Consider the following 14031-nt stretch of genomic DNA (forward strand, 5'->3'; position numbering starts at 1 on the left):
CCACACAAGCGTCAAGGTTGAGGGGCGGAACGTCCCCTGAACCATGGACGTTTGGGAGGATACTCGAATGGTGAACCGCCAAGCAGCAATTGCAGCCATCGCCTCGGTGTTGATGGTCAGCACCGTCAGCGCTCAAGACTATGAGGACGAAACGGCCTGCGAGATGTACGAGCACGTCTCGTTTCGCGGGCGCGTCCTGCCAATGGCGTCAGGGCAGTCCGTCAGTTTCCGCAACGGCCAATTCTGGAACGACAGGGTGTCCTCGGTGCGTGTTGCCCCGGGCTGTTCGCTCGTCGTCTACCAGCACACCCGGATGCGCGGCGCATCGCAGGAGTTTTTCCGCAATGTGCGTTCGGTCGGCGGCTGGAACGACCAGATATCGTCGGCCGAGTGCATCTGCGACGACCAAGGCTACGACGACTACCAGGACGGCGGTTACGACGACCAGTAGGCTCCGCTCACGCCGCGATCAGTTGCTTGCGGTCGAGGCGCTCCTGCTGCGGCGAGCGGGCATAGAGCTCGCGGTAGCATTTGGAGAAATGCGAGGCCGAGACGAAGCCGCAGGCGACTGCGACCTCGACCACCGGCATCGATGACTGGATCAACAGGTGCCGGGCACGGTCGAGCCTGATCTCGAGATAGTAGCGGGCAGGGGATCTGCCCATCTCTGTCCGGAACAGGCGTTCGATCTGCCGGCGCGACAGGCCGACATGGTCGGCGATCTCGATCAGCGACAGCGGCTCCGACAGGTTCGCCTCCATCAGTTCGATGATGGTCAGCACCTTCGAGTTCTGCACCCCGAGACGGGCGCGCAGCGGCAGGCGCTGGCGGTCGGTGGGGCTGCGCACGCGGTCGGTCAGCACCTGTTCGCAGATGCGGTTGACGAGATTGTCGTCGAAGTCGTCGCCGATCAGCTTCAGCATCATGTCGAGCGCTGCGGTGCCGCCGGCGCAGGTGTAGATGTTCTGATCGACCTCGAAGAGGTCGGCATAGACATTGGCCTTGGGGAATGCCTCGGAGAAACCGGGCAGGTTTTCCCAATGGATGGCGCAGCGCTTGTTGGAGAGCAGGCCGGCATTGGCCAGGACATAGGCCCCGGTGCACAGGCCGCCGACGGCGACGCCGCGATTGTATTCCTCGCGCAGCCAGGCGAAGACCGACTTGTTGGTGTAGGTCTCGACATTGATGCCGGTGCAGACGATGACCATCGAGGGGCGCTCGGGCCCGGCCATCTTCTTGCGTTCCTCTTCGAGCGAGGTGTCGACGGCGCATTCGACGCTGTTGGAAGCGCGCACCGCCTTGCCGTCGATGCTGGCAAGCCGCCATTTGTAGGCTTCGTAGCCGAGCATGCGATTGGCGATGCGTAGCGGGTCGAGGGCGGTTGCAAAGGCAACCATGGTGAAATCGGGTACGAGGAAGAACACAAGCGATCGTTTGATCGGATGTCTGATGGCGTTCAAAGGAACCCTCACGCTGACCGGAAACGGCGCGAACCTGATGTCGCGAATAGCATAGCGACAACAGCAAATTCCCTTGCTGTCAATGGGGTTGGGGCTGTCGCTAAAATTAAATCTGCGACATGCATACCCCGCGTCGACTGATTTTCGGCAGTGTGGCGCTTGTGAGGCGACAAGCTACGAAAAAACCGCCGCTCCGGACTTGGGCCGGAGGGCGGTCAGGTCTCGATCCGCGGGAGGGAGCGGATCGGTTCGAATTCAGCCGACGAGCATGCCAAGTCGATTGGCGGCCAAGGCTCCGGTCTGGCCGGGCATGGTCTTGGCAAGGCGCTGGCGCTCGATCGCCGTCGAAAGCGTTGCGTTGCGGCTGATGCCGAACAGGCGGGCGAAAATCTTCATGACACGTCTCCATGCATCGAGGTTACACGGGGTGCCTTCGCGCTCTGGAGTGGGGCAGCTCGTTTGATGATGCGCATATAGGGCTTGGACTGGGCCCGGTATGCTGCAAAAGCGAAGCGGCGAGCGACAAAAGCGACATCGTTTCCGAAGGGTTCGATCTCAGGTGTCAACCGTCGGAAAATATTCAATGTTTACAGCGGCTTGGGTTGTTGGTTGGTGGCCATGCATACAGGTCGCATTTGGTGTGCAGCGATTGCATGGCTGGTCGGAAAGCGGCTGCGCTATCGGACCTGCCGATCCTGGTGCGGCAGGCCCCTTTCAGTCGCGCTCAGTGCACCTGGCCGCTGTTGCCCCGACGATAGCCGGTTTCGGAATCGAATGCCTCGGGCCAGCCGATGTCCTTCTGCAATTCGAGCGGAAGAGAGCGGACCGACCGTGCGGTGTGGTAGCGGGCGCGGGCTGCGTTGAATTCGCTGGCGATACGACCGATCGATGAAAGAATGGACATTGCGGTAACCTTTCCTCTTGGGCCGGTTCAAGGCCGGCTTTAGGTGCTCGCCCGGTGGGCACCGCTGCTTGCAACCGTCTCGCGCACTCTTGCGCTTCTTCTTCCGGGCAATCTCGATGCTGGGCTCATGTCCCCTGCCTCGATGGAGTTGACTATCGCTCGAACATGAGGTTCAATCAAACGAAATGAAATGATGTGTTCGATCAGAAATATTGAAGGACATCGGTCATGAACGCACCACTCAATCATCCTCTGCCACTGCTCGACCTCGATGTGCTGCGCACCTTCGTGGCGATCGCCGAAACCGGCAGCTTCACGACGGCCGCCAATGCGGTGTTCCGCACGCCGTCGGCCGTTTCGATGCAGATCAAGAAGCTCGAGGACATTCTCGGCCGCTCGGTGTTCCTCCGCGATGCCCGTTCGGTGGCGCTGACGACCGATGGCGAGATGCTGCTCGGCTATGCCCGTCGCATGCTGGCGATCAATCGCGAGGCGGTGTCGAAGTTCATCATCCCCGACATCGTCGGCGTGGTGCGGCTGGGATCGCCCGACGATTTCGGCGAGCGTGTGCTGCCATTCGTGCTCAAGCGCTTCGCACAGACGCATCCTGCGATCGCCGTCGACGTCATCATCGACCAGAGTAGCAATCTGCGCCGGCGCATGGACGACCGCGCACTCGACATCACGCTGCTCACCAACGCCTGCAAGGCCAATGCTTCCGGCGCCGAAGTGCTGCTGACCGAGCCGATCGTGTGGGCCGGCACCAAGGGCGGCTGCGCGCATATGCGCGAGCCGTTGCCGGTGTCGCTGTGGGAAGAGGGCTGTGCCTGGCGGGCAGGGGCGCTGGAGGCGCTGGGCCGCGAGGGGCGCAACTACCGCGTCGCCTACATGAGCGCGCATACTGCAGGCCAGCGCGCGGCGATCCTTTCAGACCTCGCGGTTGCGCCGCTGCCGAAATCCTTCCTCGGTGATGAACTCGTCGAACTCGGCCCCAAGGATGGCATGCCGGAGATCGGCAACTACAGCCTGGCGATGATCGTGGCGCCGGAAGCCAGCGCGCCGGTGAAGGCTGCCGCCGACCACATCCGCGCGGCATTCGAAACCTTCAATCTTACCGGCAAGTTTTGAAGTTCAGCGCCTGACCGATACCACGGCCCAGCGATAAACCTTCGCCATCGTTGACGGCGGTGGGTTCCAGTCGAGGTCGCGCTGGATCTCGGGTGGCAGCGCATTCATGATGCTTGCGGTCCTGCGCTCGCTGCGCGCCTGCTTGTAGCGGGCACCGAGGCGGCCGAGGTCGTCGAAAAGAGGCATGTGCCTGTCCGTCGATTTGCCTGGTGTTCTGAGGATCAGCCAGCGCGACGCGTCGCCATGAGCGCCCATTGCAAGCGCCGGTCGGCCGCGGCAGGCCGGCCGGCGCTGCGACTGCGGAAGGCCAGCAGGTGGACCTTTTCGGCGAAGGTCACGCGCAACGTGCTTTCCGCCCGTCGAAGGCGATCACGTTCGACATCGAAGCCAGCGGGCCGACCGGCCAGCCAAGCTCGATCTGGATGTCGAGCGGCAGCTTGTTCATCAGCAGTGCCACGCGACCATATTTGTGGAGCTGGCCTGCGGTGCCCGTGCCATGGCGAGAGGCCCCCTCGATCCAGCCGAGTTCGACCTGCAATTCGCGCGGCAGGCCGTTCATCATCTTTTCAACGCGCCCGTCGCGACGGGCATGCCTGAGCACGGCGCCAAATTGATGGAACTCACCGATGATGGACATGGAGCGTCTCCTGGAAACTACGGGTCGGCGGCGCTACGCGAGACTTGATACGCCTCCGACCGGGCAGAAGTCTATGTTCGCTTCTGTTTCACTTTGATATCGCGTAGACGCATTTCTGTTTCAGGATGGGAGGATTCTGAAACAGAATGCCGGACAGGCTCAACGTCGCGCCAAGAAGGCCGAATGGAGCGCCCTGATCTGCTCATCGCTCCCTGCCGGCCAGCCGATGTCCTTCTGGATCTCAGGCGGCAGGCTGTTCAGCCGGCGCAGCGACCTTGCTTCCCGCCGCGCCCTTCGGATGTCGGCTCCGTAGCGACTTATCGAACCAATTATCGACATAGGTGTCTCCTTTTCATCGTGAGTGCCGATGCAGGGACGTCCGCAGGCGGCAATTGACGAGCGGAAACTAATTCGTATTTGTTTCGAGTCGATTTCGTTTCAACGCAAGATTGTGCCGGAATGGTTGCGCAATGGAAACATGCCCGATACAGTCATGCTAACATAAAAGCGCTTCGGCGAGGCATCAAATCCCCGCCGAAACCGCTGGCCACTGCAATGACAGTTCGCTTAATCGCGGGCCCGGCGAGCCGCGCGTTCCTCGCGAGAACGGCGCCGCGGAGAGGCGTCCGCGGCCTCGCCTTCCGCACCGGCCGCCTTGCGCGGCGGCAGCTTGACCTGCTCGGCGAGCCGCGGGAACGGATCGACCTTGTTGGGCAGGGCCATGGCGTTGATGAACAACTGCTGGAAATGCGGTTCGAGGGCGGTCTCGATCTTCTCGATCTGGCCGACTTCCTTTTCGATCTCGCGGCGATGGTCGCGGTTGAGCAGCGCCATCAAGGCGCCGGTGCCAGCGGCGTTGCCGACTGCCTTGACCTCGTCGAGGACGCAGTCGGGGATCAGTCCAAGCACCATGGCATATTTCGGATCGATGAAGGAGCCGAAGGCGCCGGCGAAACGGATGGTGTCGACGGTCTCAATGCCCTGCTTTTCCATCAGCAGCTTCACGCCGGCATAAAGTGCTGCCTTGGCCAATTGAATGGCGCGGATGTCGTTCTGCGTCACGGTGATGCGCGGTTCGCCCTGGCGGCCTTCGCGCAGCAGGTAGGAGAAGGTTCGGCCGTTCGGGATGATGCGCGGGCTTTTGGCTGCGAGCGTACCGTCGACGACGCCGTCCTCGGAGATGATACCGGACAGGTACATCTCGGCCACGACCTCGATGATGGCCGAGCCGCAGATGCCGGTGACGCCGGTGGTCCACGACTCTTCCTCGAAGCCCTCTTCGTCGGACCACTTGTCGGTGCCGATGACGCGGTATTTCGGTTCCAGCGTCTCGGGATCGATGCGCACGCGCTCGATGGCGCCGGGTGCCGCGCGCTGGCCGGAGGAGATTTCGGCGCCTTCGAATGCCGGGCCAGTAGGCGAGGATGCGGCAACGACCCGGTTCCTGTTGCCAAGGATGATCTCGGCATTGGTGCCGACATCGACCAGCAGCATCATCTTGTCCTGGCGGTAGGGTCCTTCGGCGAGTGTCGCGCCGGCGGCGTCGGCGCCGACATGGCCGGCGATGCAGGGCAAGGTGTAAAGGCGTGCGCCACGATTGACCTCGATGTCGATTTCATGCGCCCAGAATTGCAGCGCACCCGAGACGGCGAGCGCGAACGGCGCCTGGCCGAGTTCGGTCGGGTCGATGCCGAGGAACAGGTGGTGCATGATCGGGTTGGCGACGAAGACGCAGTCGAAGATGTCTTCGCGGTTGGCCTGGCCCTCTTCGCAGACCTTGCCGATCAGCGAATTGACCGCCTCGCGCACGGCCTTGGTCATGGCCTCGCGGCCATCCGGGTTCATCATCACGTAGGAGACGCGGCTCATCAGATCCTCGCCGAAGCGGATCTGCGGGTTCGACGTGCCCGACGAAGCGGCAATGCGGCCTGACAGCAGCGACACCAGGTGCATGGCGATGGTGGTCGAGCCGATATCGCAGGCGATACCGTAGGCCTCGTTCTTGAGGCCGGGGAAAAGGCCGATGATGAAAGGCCGCGAGGAATCCATGTCGCGGTGGACCACGGCAGTCACGCCCCATTTGCCTTGAGTGACTTCCGGCTGGTCGGGCAGCTTGGTGCGCAGGATCTTCTGGACCTGGGGGATGAGGTGGGGCGCAACCAGCAGGTCTTTCCAGCCCCAGTCCTTTTCGAGCGCCAGCTTGAGGCGGTCGAGGTCGCCTAGCGGCTTGTGCATGTCGGGCTCTTCCAACTCGACATAGCAGAGCTGGACGGCGGCATTGCGCTCGATGACGCGGTCGGTGGCCGCCTTGCGCACCACCTGGGCGTTGATGACGGTGTCCTGCGGCACGTCGATGACGAGGTCGCCGACGATCATGGCCGAGCAGGACAGGCGACGCCCCTCGGGCAGGCCGCGCACGCGCTCGTAGCGCTCTTCCTTCGGACCCTTTGGCGAGATGTGCTCGTTGGACGAGACGATCTTGTGCTTGGCGAAGTTGCCTTCCTGGACCTCGATCTGGCAACGGCCGCAGGTGGCGCGCCCGCCGCACACGCTCTCGACATAGACGCCGAGCTGGCGCGCGGCATCGAGGATGGGCGTTCCCACCGGAAACCGTCCGCGCTTGCCCGATGGCATGAAGAGCACCAGCGGATCGGTGATGTTGGCGGGCGAGTTCATGGCAATGCTCCAATCTGCACCGGCCAGGCGATCGAGCTATCCGCGATACGCAAGCCGGCATCTTTTCCCCGCAGCCGGGGAGAAGATAAATTCCGAGACGCCGCGGCCTGTGGCTCCCCTGCAGCGGGAGCGCGACCAGGATCAAGTGCGGCGTTTCTGTTCACGATCGGCTGGTTACCCCCTGGCCATCCGGGCCTCGCGGCCGCCACGGCGGCGGCCACCGGCGGCGTCGCCTGGCGCATTGACCGCAACCGGTGCGGCCACGGCGTGTCCGCCTTCGGCCGGCTTGTAGTCCTTGTAGGTCTTGATCCAGTTGGTGCAGTGCTCGTCGGTGCCGTTGAGCACATTGGCGCCGCGGACCGCTTCCATTTCCTGCGGGCGCACCGGGTTCATGATCGCCGAGGTCATGCCGGCGCCGATGACCATCGGAATGAACGCGGCGTTGATGCCATGGCGGTGCGGCAGGCCGAACGAGATGTTGGACAGGCCGCAGGTGGTGTTGACCTTGAGCTCCTCACGCAGGCGGCGGAGCAGCGCAAAGACCTGGCGGCCGGCATCGCCGAGCGCGCCGATCGGCATGACCAGCGGGTCGACGACGACATCATGGGCGGGGATGCCAAAGTCGGCGCAACGCTCGACGATCTTCTTGGCGACCGCGAAGCGGACATCCGGATCCATCGAAATGCCGGTCTCGTCGTTGGAGATGGCAACGACGGGCACGTTGTATTTCTTGACCAGCGGCAGGATCGCTTCGAGCTTTTCTTCCTCGCCGGTGACGGAGTTGACCAGCGGGCGGCCCTTGGCGACCTTGAGCGCCGCTTCGATGGCTGCCGAAACCGAGCTGTCGATCGCCAGCGGCAGGTCGACGAGGTTCTGAACGATCTCCAATGTCTGCACCAGCAGGCCCGGTTCGGTCTCGTTCGGGTTGACCGACGTGACACCGGCGTTGATGTCGAGCATGGTCGCGCCGCAGGCAGCCTGCTCCAGCGCGTCCCTGATGACGGTCTCGAAATTGCCGGCGATCATCTCGGCGGCCAGCTTCTTGCGGCCGGTCGGGTTGATGCGTTCGCCGATCACGCAGAAGGGCTGGTCGAAACCGATGACGATTTCGCGGGTCGCCGAGGCGACGATGGTGCGGGTCATGAATCCTCTCCGTGGGATATAAAGATTTCTTTATATCGTTGTCTGTTTTCGTTCAAGCGCGTCGGTCGCGCCTGGCAGTCAGTGTGCGGTCTTCACCATGTCGACCTGCGATTCGGTAACGTCGTCATGCAGGAGGTGCTCAAGTCGGTCAGCGACCAGTTGGTCATCGGCGCGGGCTTCGCGTTTCCACGGCCGGCGGCCCTTCAGCACACCCGATTCATCAACGATCTCGGCAACATACTCCTCCTGCCTGTAGGCCATCACATGGATGCCCGACACGCCGGCGATCTCCTTCACCTCGTTGATGATGTCGATGCAGATCTGCTTGCCTTCCTTCTTCTGGTCCTGGGCACCTTCCAGGCGAGCGATGATCGAGTCCGGGATATGGATGCCCGGCACGTTTGATCGAATCCACTTGGCGGTCTTGGCCGAAGCAAGCGGGCCCACGCCGACCAGGATGAAACATTTTTCGTCGTAGCCGCGATCGCGCACCTGTTGCATGAAGGTGCGGAACATCGGCACGTCGAAGCAATATTGGCTCTGCACGAATTGCGCGCCCGCGGCGATCTTCTTGCCCAGGTGAACGGGCCTGAAGTCATAGGGCGGGGCGAAGGGGTTCACTGCTGCGCCGAGGAACAGCTGCGGCGGGGTCGTCAGCTTGCGACCCGACAGGAACTTGCCGTTGTCGCGCATGATGCGGACGGTTTCGAGCAACGACATCGAGTCGAGGTCGAATACGGGCTTTGCGCCGGGCTGGTCGCCGGCCTGCACGCCGTCGCCGGTAAGGCAGAGGATGTTGGCGACGCCCATGGCGGCCGCGCCCAGCACGTCGCCCTGGATGGCAATGCGGTTCTTGTCGCGGCAGGCGATCTGCATGATCGGTGCGTAACCCATGCGGGTCAGCAGGGCGCAGATGCCGACGGACGACATGTGGCAGTTGGCACCCGACGCGTCGACCGCATTGATGCCGTCGACCCAGCCGTCAAAAATCCTGGCACGGTTGTAGACGTCTTCGGGGTCGGCGCTGTCGGGCGGGTTCAACTCGGTGGTGACGGCGAACTCGCCCCGGCGCAGCACGCGCTCCAGGCGGCCGCGCGACGAATGGCCGGGCAGGCGATCAAGCGGCAGGTCGATGCCGTCGGGGTGCTCGTCGGGCTGGCGCGGGCGCGGCGGGTTCATGCGACTTCCTTGCTGGCGGTTTCACGCGTGGCTGCCGCTTGCGCCGTAACCCGGAGCCAGGCCGAGGTTTCGCGCAGCGACTGGTCGACCGGTTTCTGGACGTTGAGGATGGCGTCGCCCTTGACCATGTTGCGCGAACCTTCCCAGGCCTTGACCCAGACGCAGGGCATGTCGGGCTCGACCTCGCAATTGCCGTTGGCGCGCACACCGCCACAAGGGCCGTTGCGCAGTTGCTTGGGGCAGTTCATCGGGCACGACATGCCGGTCGACGACAGCACGCACTGGCCGCACATGCGGCAGTCGAACATCAGGCCTTTGACCCGCTTCTCGACAAACTTGATCGGAGCCTCGACGCGGCCATAGCCGATCTTCTTCCACAACGGGTGGAGCAACAGGAACATGTCCGCGAAGCGGCTGTAGAACCATTCGAGCAGGCGCGAATGGCGGATCGACCAAAGCCTTATCGTATAGCTGCGCTGGACGCGGCGCTGCGGCGACACATCGGCCGGCTTGTAATCGCTCTTGGGCGCGGCCTTCTTGACCAAAGTCGCCTGGGTTACCGTCGGCTGGGTATCAACCATCGTCCTTGCCGCCTGCCTTGACGAGAGCGACCAGCCGCTCACGTGTGAAATTCGCATCGATCTCGGCCATTGCCTTGTCGGCTTCCGCTTCGAGGTCGTCGCTGACCGGAACCGGATCGGCCTTGCGCCACTCTGCCAGATAGGCGTCGGTGTCGCCGGCACCCGTTCGCATGGCGCACATGTCGATCGCTTCGGTGAACCGCAGCGGCAATTCGCGCTTGGCGTTCTGCCGGCCCTTCTTGACGATGACCTGGGCAGGGATGTCGCGCCAGTAGACGATGATCAGGTCGGCCATTTCGATCTCGCTTTCAGTGACGTTGAGCTTTGCCGCAACCACGGGGGTGCTGCTTGTTATGGGACGACGCGCGCGCATTCAAAAGCGACGCGACGTCGTGCCGTAACAGATAGAGGTGGGATAGTTGCTTCGGCGCTACCAGACGCCGCGGCGGATGCCGGTCCAAAGGTAGCCCCAGACGGTCGGGTGGTACCATTGCCTGGAGGGCAGGCCGGTGTCGATCGGCGCAAGAGTTCCGCTCAAGGCATCTTCGATGGCCTTGGCGCAAATGTCGCGAGAGAAGGCGGCCTGGCGCATGGCGTAGCTGGCGATGGTGTCGCTTTTTCCAGGTGTCCCCCGGGACTGGTAGAGCACTGCATCGGTGTCGACGCCGGCATCGACCAGATGCACGGTCGAGCCGAAATTCTCGCGATCGCCCGTGGCAAGCGCCCAGTATCCGCCATTCATGCCGCGATATTTCGGGTTGATGCCGGAATGGTAATTGACCACCGGGCAGGGGATGCCTGCGAGGGTGCTTGCCGAAACCAGCCTGCAGCCGGCGAGGAACACCACCGCCGGCTCGAGCCGGCGTACCGTCTCGGCCAGTTCGGGGCCGTCGGCAGATGAAACCGATACGATTTCCTGACCGGCACGCGGCCTGGTTTCGAGCTTCTCCTCGGCCACGATGCGTTCGATGCTGCCGTTGAGGAGCCTTTTTCCGATGCGGATCAGGACCATGGTGCCCAATTGGCCGATGACGGAGAACCAGCCGAGCTTCCTGGCCCGGCGGATCAGCAGTTCACGTTTCGCGTAGGGCGTTTCGAGAACGACGGTGAATGGCCCGAAGCGGTCCGCCAAACTGTTGATGATAGCCCAGATATGTTCGCCGCCTTCGGTGACGAAGACGATAGGCCCGCGACCCATTCAAAGCTACCCCAGCCAGGCAATGAAGGCATGCGTGGCAAAGCCGGCGCCGCCCACCACGACACCGACAACGGCCAGCGAGGCCACGCCAACGGCGCTGCCTACGGCAAAAAGAATGCCGTCGCGCTCCGACAGCGCCAGTCCGAGGAGGGCCGTGGCAAATGCCGGCAGCCAGTTGCCGAGCGGAATCGGTAGCGTGATCGACACCGACAGAATGAGTGCAATGATGCCGATCACCCGGTCGCCCTGCTTGCGCCAGAACGGCCAGTAGCGCGGTCGCACGACCTCTTCGAGGCGGATCAGCCTGGGAATGACCCAGTCGGTGACGGTGCGGAACTGGTCGGCCGAAAGCGAGCGCCGCGTGATGAAGTTCGGCAGCCAGGCGCGGTTGCTGCCAAAGGCCATCTGTGCCGCCACGATCAGCAAGGGCAGGCCAAGCACGGCCGAAGCGCCTGGCGGCAATGGCAAGAGATTGAAGGCGGCGAACAGAACCAGGAGCGGCGCGAAGCTGCGCTTGCCCAATGTGTCCCTGATGTCGCCGATCGAGATGTTGCCGTTTGCGTCGCGGGCGAGTTGGGCAAAGATCGCGGAGAGCCTGCGTCCGCGACGCCGCTGCGGCGCAGCAGCGATTTCGCCCGCGTCAGATTCGTCGTTTTGCCTATTCATGCAGTCTTCAGCCCACTAGCGGCAGCATCTTCATGCGCCGATCCCCATCGCAGTGTGCGACGGCCAGGTTAATCCTTGATGACACCGGAAGGCTGCATGTGATGCCGCGCCGCCCCGAATGCAATGTCAGCGCCGGAATTCGATGATGTCCAGCTTGGATTCGTATCTCGGCGCCGGAAACTCGATGCGCCATTCCGTCGGGCCCGAGCGGAAAGCATAGCCGACCTGGTCCGTTTCCGGGCCGCTGGCATAGGCTTTCGGACTATCGCCGGCGATAAAGCCCGAGCCGAGATAGATCGAACGCTTCTCGCCGTCATCGTAGAAGCGGCCCTTGGTGCGCTGCGAGCCGCTCAGCTTTTCCAGCTGCCAGCCCGAGCCATCGTCGCTGACCCTGCACTTGAACCAGCCGTAGATCACGAGTGGCACGTCGCCACCGGCCTTGATGGTGCGGCACTGCCAGTTGCCGGCCATGTCGAAATCGGGAACGGACAGCAGCGGTTTGGCGAGCATCTGGTCGAGCACGGCCACATCTGCCGGCGCGCCGGTCTTGGCGCCCTGCAATGCCTCTTTCCGGGTGTCGTCGTATTTTTCGAGCCGCGCCTTGTCGGCGGGCGTCATCAGCTTCTGCACTACGCCGTCAGCATGGGCAAAGCCGGCGGACGCCGTGAGAACGGCAGCGAGCATCAGTTTGCGATAAGCCATGAAAACCCTTCCCCTTGTGGCTGAACCTCAAGGGAGGAATCAGGCGCTTTAATGATCTGCCGCGGCTGACACAGCGTTGGCAAGAGCCTGGGGCAGATCGCCATAACCGGTGGCGCGCCGCTCGTAGACGAGTCCCAGCATCTTGGCTGCGTCTTCAGCCACCTTGTCGAGCGCCGGGTCATCGGTCTGGGCGAGGTAGATCAGCTTCTCGTAGTTGCCGAAGTAGTCGGTTACCAGTTCCGGGTGCCGGTCGAGCCCGAGCGGCTTGATGAAGAAGGCGTCGAACTGCCGGCACAGGAAGTCGGTCATGTAGAACGACATCATGTCGGCGTCGCCGACTTTGGCGTAGGCTTCAGCGCCCTGGTAGAAGGCAAAGCAGTGCGGGCCAGCGATGCGCTCGACGCCATGCTTTTCGCAGACCCGGTCGAGCAGCCCGCCCGTGCCGCAATCGGCGTAGCCGACATAGATGTGCCGGTAGCCTTCCGCCTTGGCTTCGGTGATCGCCTTGTCCATGGCCGGTGCGATGCGGTCGGGGCGAAAATGGAAGTCGGCCGGCAGGCAGGTCAGTTCGAGATGATCGAGCCCCAGCCGCTCCTTGACCGCCAACACCTCGCGCGCAATCATGCCGCAGCCTATGACCAGCAGCCTGTCCTCGATTTCGGGTTTCGTTTTTTGCTTTGTGGCCATGGAACCAGTCGAAGCGGCCTTCGTTGCGTTAGGGCGAATTTATAGAGAGAGGGAATCCAGTCCATGAAACTGTCACGTCTGGCACCGGTCGCCATCATCGCCTGCGCGCTCGCGCTGGCCTCTTGCGCCAACACCATTCGCGGCGTCGGCAAGGACGTCAAGGGGACGGCAAACGCCATCGAGGACACAGTCCAATAAGGGACTGAATCCCGTCAATCTCATTCACATCGGCACGAAGAGGCCGCACCGCAAGGTGCGGCCTTGCTGCATCAAGCGGAAGCGAGCAAATTGTGCTTGCGCTTCATGTAGTCCTTGGCTGTCTCGACGGCCACCGCCGCGTCGCGGCAGTAGGCATCGGCACCGACGGCCTTGCCGAATTCCTCGTTGAGCGGGGCGCCGCCGACGAGCACGACGAAGTCGTCGCGGATGCCCTTTTCCTTCATCGTATCGATGACGACCTTCATGTAGGGCATGGTCGTGGTCAAAAGCGCCGACATGCCGATGATGTCGGGCTGATGTTCCTCGATGGCGTTGAGATAGTTCTCGACCGGGTTGTTGATGCCGAGGTCGATGACGTCGAAGCCGGCGCCTTCCATCATCATGCCGACAAGGTTCTTGCCGATGTCGTGGATGTCGCCCTTGACCGTGCCGATGACCATCTTGCCCTGCTTGGGCGCGCCAGTGGCGGCAAGCAGCGGGCGCAGGATGAACATGCCGGCCTTCATGGCGTTTGCCGAAAGCAGCACCTCGGGAACGAACAGGATGCCGTCGCGGAAATCCTCGCCGACGATGCGCATGCCTTCAACGAGCGCCTCGGTGAGCACCTTATAGGGCACCCAACCGCGTTCGAGCAGGATGTTGGTGCCTTCCTCGATCTCTTCCTTGAGCCCGTCATAGAGATCGTCGTGCATCTGTTGCACGAGCTCGTCGTCGGAAAGCTCGGACAGGATGATTTCGTCGTCGGACATGTCAGGAGGCTCCCTCGGGGCGGCGCCAAATTGCGGCGGGCGGCTACTGCGCTAATACGTAGCTTGCCAGTGCCGCAAATCCATAGCTGATTTGCGACCTCC

Annotated in this window: 18 protein-coding genes; 3 read left to right on the forward strand and 15 right to left on the reverse strand. The window is 62.8% G+C overall.

Annotated features, from left to right (window positions below):
• Window positions 1-67: 67 nt before the first annotated feature.
• Window positions 68-451, forward strand: coding sequence for a beta/gamma crystallin domain-containing protein (locus CO731_RS14860; RefSeq protein WP_245439359.1), 384 nt, complete (start codon window positions 68-70; stop codon window positions 449-451).
• Window positions 452-458: 7 nt separating this feature from the next.
• Here the strand turns inward: CO731_RS14860 and CO731_RS14865 are convergent, their stop codons facing one another.
• The 3 genes from CO731_RS14865 to CO731_RS14870 form a co-directional block, all read right to left on the reverse strand.
• A complete protein-coding gene (locus tag CO731_RS14865; RefSeq protein ID WP_055969222.1) occupies window positions 459-1460 on the reverse strand; it encodes a GlxA family transcriptional regulator in 1002 nt (333 codons plus the stop codon).
• 255 nt (window positions 1461-1715) lie between these two features.
• Window positions 1716-1856 carry a hypothetical protein gene (locus CO731_RS29075; RefSeq protein WP_183260583.1) on the reverse strand — a complete coding sequence of 47 codons (141 nt, stop codon included), beginning with the start codon at window positions 1854-1856 and terminating at the stop codon, window positions 1716-1718.
• A gap of 328 nt (window positions 1857-2184) precedes the next feature.
• Complete coding sequence (locus CO731_RS14870; RefSeq protein ID WP_108607785.1) at window positions 2185-2364, reverse strand: hypothetical protein; 180 nt, start codon at window positions 2362-2364, stop codon at window positions 2185-2187.
• Between the two features lie 228 nt (window positions 2365-2592).
• Here CO731_RS14870 and CO731_RS14875 point away from each other — a divergent pair, with 228 nt between their 5' ends.
• The gene (locus tag CO731_RS14875; protein WP_108607786.1) at window positions 2593-3492 is read left to right on the forward strand and encodes a LysR substrate-binding domain-containing protein; all 900 of its coding nucleotides are present in this window, start codon (window positions 2593-2595) and stop codon (window positions 3490-3492) included.
• A 3-nt stretch (window positions 3493-3495) separates the two neighbouring features.
• Here CO731_RS14875 and CO731_RS14880 read toward each other — a convergent pair whose 3' ends face one another.
• The 11 genes from CO731_RS14880 to CO731_RS14935 form a co-directional block, all read right to left on the reverse strand.
• Complete coding sequence (locus tag CO731_RS14880; protein WP_108607787.1) at window positions 3496-3678, reverse strand: hypothetical protein; 183 nt, start codon at window positions 3676-3678, stop codon at window positions 3496-3498.
• Window positions 3679-3826: 148 nt separating this feature from the next.
• Window positions 3827-4129, reverse strand: a complete 303-nt coding sequence (locus CO731_RS14885; RefSeq protein WP_108607788.1) for a hypothetical protein — start codon at window positions 4127-4129, stop codon at window positions 3827-3829.
• Between the two features lie 567 nt (window positions 4130-4696).
• Window positions 4697-6805 (reverse strand): ASKHA domain-containing protein, encoded by a 2109-nt coding sequence (locus CO731_RS14895; protein ID WP_108607790.1) that lies wholly within the window; start codon window positions 6803-6805, stop codon window positions 4697-4699.
• A gap of 174 nt (window positions 6806-6979) precedes the next feature.
• A complete protein-coding gene (locus CO731_RS14900; protein WP_108607791.1) occupies window positions 6980-7948 on the reverse strand; it encodes a methyltetrahydrofolate cobalamin methyltransferase in 969 nt (322 codons plus the stop codon).
• A 78-nt stretch (window positions 7949-8026) separates the two neighbouring features.
• Window positions 8027-9127 (reverse strand): methylenetetrahydrofolate reductase, encoded by a 1101-nt coding sequence (locus CO731_RS14905; RefSeq protein ID WP_108607792.1) that lies wholly within the window; start codon window positions 9125-9127, stop codon window positions 8027-8029.
• Window positions 9124-9708 carry a methylenetetrahydrofolate reductase C-terminal domain-containing protein gene (locus tag CO731_RS14910; RefSeq protein ID WP_108607793.1) on the reverse strand — a complete coding sequence of 195 codons (585 nt, stop codon included), beginning with the start codon at window positions 9706-9708 and terminating at the stop codon, window positions 9124-9126. Before CO731_RS14910 ends, CO731_RS14905 begins: the two co-directional genes overlap by 4 nt.
• Entirely contained in the window at window positions 9701-10003 is a 303-nt protein-coding gene (locus CO731_RS14915) for a virulence factor (RefSeq protein WP_108609854.1), read from the reverse strand. Before CO731_RS14915 ends, CO731_RS14910 begins: the two co-directional genes overlap by 8 nt.
• Before the next feature lie 135 nt (window positions 10004-10138).
• A complete protein-coding gene (locus CO731_RS14920; protein ID WP_108607794.1) occupies window positions 10139-10906 on the reverse strand; it encodes a formyl transferase in 768 nt (255 codons plus the stop codon).
• A gap of 6 nt (window positions 10907-10912) precedes the next feature.
• The gene (locus CO731_RS14925) at window positions 10913-11572 is read right to left on the reverse strand and encodes an exopolysaccharide biosynthesis protein (RefSeq protein ID WP_108607795.1); all 660 of its coding nucleotides are present in this window, start codon (window positions 11570-11572) and stop codon (window positions 10913-10915) included.
• A 126-nt stretch (window positions 11573-11698) separates the two neighbouring features.
• Window positions 11699-12274 (reverse strand): DUF4893 domain-containing protein, encoded by a 576-nt coding sequence (locus CO731_RS14930; RefSeq protein WP_108607796.1) that lies wholly within the window; start codon window positions 12272-12274, stop codon window positions 11699-11701.
• Between the two features lie 48 nt (window positions 12275-12322).
• The gene (locus CO731_RS14935) at window positions 12323-12961 is read right to left on the reverse strand and encodes a DUF1638 domain-containing protein (protein WP_108607797.1); all 639 of its coding nucleotides are present in this window, start codon (window positions 12959-12961) and stop codon (window positions 12323-12325) included.
• A gap of 63 nt (window positions 12962-13024) precedes the next feature.
• Here CO731_RS14935 and CO731_RS14940 point away from each other — a divergent pair, with 63 nt between their 5' ends.
• Window positions 13025-13159 (forward strand): entericidin A/B family lipoprotein, encoded by a 135-nt coding sequence (locus tag CO731_RS14940; RefSeq protein ID WP_082496334.1) that lies wholly within the window; start codon window positions 13025-13027, stop codon window positions 13157-13159.
• A 71-nt stretch (window positions 13160-13230) separates the two neighbouring features.
• Here CO731_RS14940 and CO731_RS14945 read toward each other — a convergent pair whose 3' ends face one another.
• The gene (locus CO731_RS14945; RefSeq protein ID WP_108607798.1) at window positions 13231-13929 is read right to left on the reverse strand and encodes a B12-binding domain-containing protein; all 699 of its coding nucleotides are present in this window, start codon (window positions 13927-13929) and stop codon (window positions 13231-13233) included.
• Window positions 13930-14031 lie beyond the last annotated feature (102 nt).

This window comes from Aminobacter sp. MSH1 (genome assembly GCF_003071665.1).
GTDB lineage: Bacteria > Pseudomonadota > Alphaproteobacteria > Rhizobiales > Rhizobiaceae > Aminobacter > Aminobacter niigataensis.

Excerpts from the sequence above, each read along its gene's own strand:
- CO731_RS14935 (WP_108607797.1), bottom strand. The coding sequence starts at position 12,961 with ATGGCCACAAAGCAAAAAACGAAACCCGAAATCGAGGACAGGCTGCTG.
- CO731_RS14915 (WP_108609854.1), bottom strand. The coding sequence starts at position 10,003 with ATGGCCGACCTGATCATCGTCTACTGGCGCGACATCCCTGCCCAGGTC.
- CO731_RS14880 (WP_108607787.1), bottom strand. The coding sequence starts at position 3,678 with ATGCCTCTTTTCGACGACCTCGGCCGCCTCGGTGCCCGCTACAAGCAG.
- CO731_RS14925 (WP_108607795.1), bottom strand. The coding sequence starts at position 11,572 with ATGAATAGGCAAAACGACGAATCTGACGCGGGCGAAATCGCTGCTGCG.
- CO731_RS14910 (WP_108607793.1), bottom strand. The coding sequence starts at position 9,708 with ATGGTTGATACCCAGCCGACGGTAACCCAGGCGACTTTGGTCAAGAAG.
- CO731_RS14860 (WP_245439359.1), top strand. The coding sequence starts at position 68 with ATGGTGAACCGCCAAGCAGCAATTGCAGCCATCGCCTCGGTGTTGATG.
- CO731_RS14930 (WP_108607796.1), bottom strand. The coding sequence starts at position 12,274 with ATGGCTTATCGCAAACTGATGCTCGCTGCCGTTCTCACGGCGTCCGCC.
- CO731_RS14870 (WP_108607785.1), bottom strand. The coding sequence starts at position 2,364 with ATGTCCATTCTTTCATCGATCGGTCGTATCGCCAGCGAATTCAACGCA.
- CO731_RS14900 (WP_108607791.1), bottom strand. The coding sequence starts at position 7,948 with ATGACCCGCACCATCGTCGCCTCGGCGACCCGCGAAATCGTCATCGGT.
- CO731_RS14940 (WP_082496334.1), top strand. The coding sequence starts at position 13,025 with ATGAAACTGTCACGTCTGGCACCGGTCGCCATCATCGCCTGCGCGCTC.
- CO731_RS29075 (WP_183260583.1), bottom strand. The coding sequence starts at position 1,856 with ATGAAGATTTTCGCCCGCCTGTTCGGCATCAGCCGCAACGCAACGCTT.
- CO731_RS14945 (WP_108607798.1), bottom strand. The coding sequence starts at position 13,929 with ATGTCCGACGACGAAATCATCCTGTCCGAGCTTTCCGACGACGAGCTC.
- CO731_RS14875 (WP_108607786.1), top strand. The coding sequence starts at position 2,593 with ATGAACGCACCACTCAATCATCCTCTGCCACTGCTCGACCTCGATGTG.
- CO731_RS14885 (WP_108607788.1), bottom strand. The coding sequence starts at position 4,129 with ATGTCCATCATCGGTGAGTTCCATCAATTTGGCGCCGTGCTCAGGCAT.
- CO731_RS14920 (WP_108607794.1), bottom strand. The coding sequence starts at position 10,906 with ATGGGTCGCGGGCCTATCGTCTTCGTCACCGAAGGCGGCGAACATATC.
- CO731_RS14895 (WP_108607790.1), bottom strand. The coding sequence starts at position 6,805 with ATGAACTCGCCCGCCAACATCACCGATCCGCTGGTGCTCTTCATGCCA.
- CO731_RS14905 (WP_108607792.1), bottom strand. The coding sequence starts at position 9,127 with ATGAACCCGCCGCGCCCGCGCCAGCCCGACGAGCACCCCGACGGCATC.